Source organism: Arthrobacter sp. Y3221048 (assembly GCF_059092685.1).
Genome location: NZ_JBNHHX010000009.1, coordinates 1 through 3502, shown reverse-complemented (window position 1 = coordinate 3502; position 3502 = coordinate 1). Strand labels below are relative to the sequence as shown.

1 rRNA gene is annotated in these 3502 nt (G+C 56.6%); it reads left to right on the top strand.

Annotation, left to right across the window (positions count from 1 at the left end):
• Window positions 1-391 precede the first annotated feature (391 nt).
• Window positions 392-3502, top strand: a 23S ribosomal RNA gene (locus tag AC5RVS_RS17820); the annotation flags it as partial.

Sequence of the window (3502 nt, the reverse complement as noted above, 5' to 3'; positions counted from 1 at the left end):
TGTTGTCCGGCGGGTGCTCATGGGTGGAATATCAACGGATTCGGTGTCTTTCGCGGTTGGCCGCATGCCAGTACGGTGCCCTTTGGGGTGTTTGGAACGTGTGTGGTTGGTTTCGCGGGGGATGTCTTTTGGCACACTGTTGGGTCCTGAGGCAACAGGACCTTATTCTTGCAGCGATGTGAGGAGGGGGCCTGGTTGGTTCCTCTTGTTCCCGCGCTTTCCGCGCCGGCTGCCCTTTGGGGTGGCGGGCAGGGGGTGACGGGGTTGTTGTTTGAGAACTACATAGTGGACGCGAGCATCTTAAAGCAATTTTTTTGATGAACCTGGTGGCCGGCTGTCTTTTGATGGTTGGTTGTCCTGGTTCTCTCGAATAGCTGATTTTGATCTTTGTGGTCAAGTTTTTAAGAGCACACGGTGGATGCCTTGGCATCAGGAGCCGAAGAAGGACGTGGGAATCTGCGATAAGCCTGGGGGAGTTGATAACCGAACGGTGATCCCAGGATGTCCGAATGGGGAAACCCCGCCCGGCGCGCGAGTGACCGGGTGACCCGTACCTGAACACATAGGGTGCGTGGAGGGAACGCGGGGAAGTGAAACATCTCAGTACCCGCAGGAAGAGAAAACAACAGTGATTCCGTCAGTAGTGGCGAGCGAACGCGGAAGAGGCCAAACCGGTCCATGTGTGATAGCCGGCGGGCGTTGCATGGCCGGGGTTGCGGGACTTTCCGCTGCTGTTCTGCCGGACAGCGAAAGTGAGTGCGTGCGTATAGGTGAACGGTCTTGAAAGGCCGGCCGGAGAAGGTGTAAGCCCTGTAACCGTAATGCGTGACGCCGCTTGGAGAGTATCCCAAGTAGCACGGGGCCCGAGAAATCCCGTGCGAATCTGCCAGGACCACCTGGTAAGCCTGAATACTACCTGATGACCGATAGCGGACAAGTACCGTGAGGGAAAGGTGAAAAGTACCCCGGGAGGGGAGTGAAACAGTACCTGAAACCGTGTGCTTACAATCCGTCGGAGCAGCCTTGTAGCTGTGACGGCGTGCCTTTTGAAGAATGAGCCTGCGAGTTAGTGTTACGTCGCGAGGTTAACCCGTGTGGGGAAGCCGTAGCGAAAGCGAGTCTGAATAGGGCGATGCAGTGGCGTGATCTAGACCCGAAGCGGAGTGATCTACCCATGGCCAGGTTGAAGCGCGTGTAAGAGCGCGTGGAGGACCGAACCCACTTCAGTTGAAAATGGAGGGGATGAGCTGTGGGTAGGGGTGAAAGGCCAATCAAACTCCGTGATAGCTGGTTCTCCCCGAAATGCATTTAGGTGCAGCGTTGCGTGTTTCTTGCCGGAGGTAGAGCTACTGGATGGCCGATGGGCCCTACAAGGTTACTGACGTCAGCCAAACTCCGAATGCCGGCAAGTGAGAGCGCAGCAGTGAGACTGTGGGGGATAAGCTTCATAGTCGAGAGGGAAACAGCCCAGACCACCAACTAAGGCCCCTAAGCGTGTGCTAAGTGGAAAAGGATGTGGAGTTGCCCAGACAACCAGGAGGTTGGCTTAGAAGCAGCCACCCTTGAAAGAGTGCGTAATAGCTCACTGGTCAAGTGATTCCGCGCCGACAATGTAGCGGGGCTCAAGTACACCGCCGAAGTTGTGGCATCAGCGTATTATCCAAGCCTTCGTGGTTCAGGAGCGCTGGTGGGTAGGGGAGCGTCGTGTGGGCAGTGAAGCTGCGGCGGAAGCCAGTGGTGGAGCCTACACGAGTGAGAATGCAGGCATGAGTAGCGAAAGACGGGTGGGAAACCCGTCCGCCGAATGATCAAGGGTTCCAGGGTCAAGCTAATCTGCCCTGGGTAAGTCGGGACCTAAGGCGAGGCCGACAGGCGTAGTCGATGGACAACGGGTTGATATTCCCGTACCGGCGAAAAACCGCCCATGCCAAACCGGTGATGCTAACCGCCCAAACCGTTCATCCGTGCCCTTCGGGGCCAGTATGGGCGGGGCGCGCGGGACCCGATCCGGGGAGGTAAGCGTATTAACAGGTGTGACGCAGGAAGGTAGCCGAGCCGGGCGATGGTAGTCCCGGTCCAAGGATGTAGGGTGAACGGTTGGCAAATCCGCCGTTCGTGAAGCCTGAGACCTGACGGGACCCCCGTATGGGGGGATTCGGTGATCCTATGCTGCCGAGAAAAGCATCGACGCGAGGTTTTAGCCGCCCGTACCCCAAACCGACACAGGTGATCAGGTAGAGAATACCAAGGCGATCGAGAGAATTATGGTTAAGGAACTCGGCAAAATGCCCCCGTAACTTCGGGAGAAGGGGGGCCCGGACCGTGAAGAAGCCTTGCGCTTCGGAGCGGGTAAGGGCCGCAGAGACCAGGGGGAAGCGACTGTTTACTAAAAACACAGGTCCGTGCGAAGTCGCAAGACGATGTATACGGACTGACTCCTGCCCGGTGCTGGAAGGTTAAGAGGACCTGTTAGCCCTTCGGGGCGAAGCGGAGAATTTAAGCCCCAGTAAACGGCGGTGGTAACTATAACCATCCTAAGGTAGCGAAATTCCTTGTCGGGTAAGTTCCGACCTGCACGAATGGAGTAACGACTTCCCCGCTGTCTCAACCATAAACTCGGCGAAATTGCACTACGAGTAAAGATGCTCGTTACGCGCAGCAGGACGGAAAGACCCCGAGACCTTTACTATAGTTTGGTATTGGTGTTCGGTGTGGCTTGTGTAGGATAGGTGGGAGACTTTGAAGCCCGGACGCCAGTTCGGGTGGAGTCATCGTTGAAATACCACTCTGGTCACTCTGGACATCTAACTTCGGCCCGTAATCCGGGTCAGGGACAGTGCCTGATGGGTAGTTTAACTGGGGCGGTTGCCTCCTAAAGAGTAACGGAGGCGCCCAAAGGTTCCCTCAGCCTGGTTGGCAATCAGGTGGCGAGTGTAAGTGCACAAGGGAGCTTGACTGTGAGAGAGACATCTCGAGCAGGGACGAAAGTCGGGACTAGTGATCCGGCGGCACATTGTGGAATGGCCGTCGCTCAACGGATAAAAGGTACCTCGGGGATAACAGGCTGATCTTGCCCAAGAGTCCATATCGACGGCATGGTTTGGCACCTCGATGTCGGCTCGTCGCATCCTGGGGCTGGAGTAGGTCCCAAGGGTTGGGCTGTTCGCCCATTAAAGCGGTACGCGAGCTGGGTTTAGAACGTCGTGAGACAGTTCGGTCCCTATCCGCTGCGCGCGCAGGAAATTTGAGAAGGTCTGTCCTTAGTACGAGAGGACCGGGACGGACGAACCTCTGGTGTGTCAGTTGTACTGCCAAGTGCACCGCTGATTAGCTACGTTCGGATTGGATAACCGCTGAAAGCATCTAAGCGGGAAGCCGGCTTCAAGATGAGATTTCCATCCCCTTCGGGGGGAGAGGACCCCAGCCAGACCACTGGGTTGATAGGCCGGATGTGGAAGCGAGGACAAAAGACTCGTGGAGCTGACCGGTACTAATAGTCCGA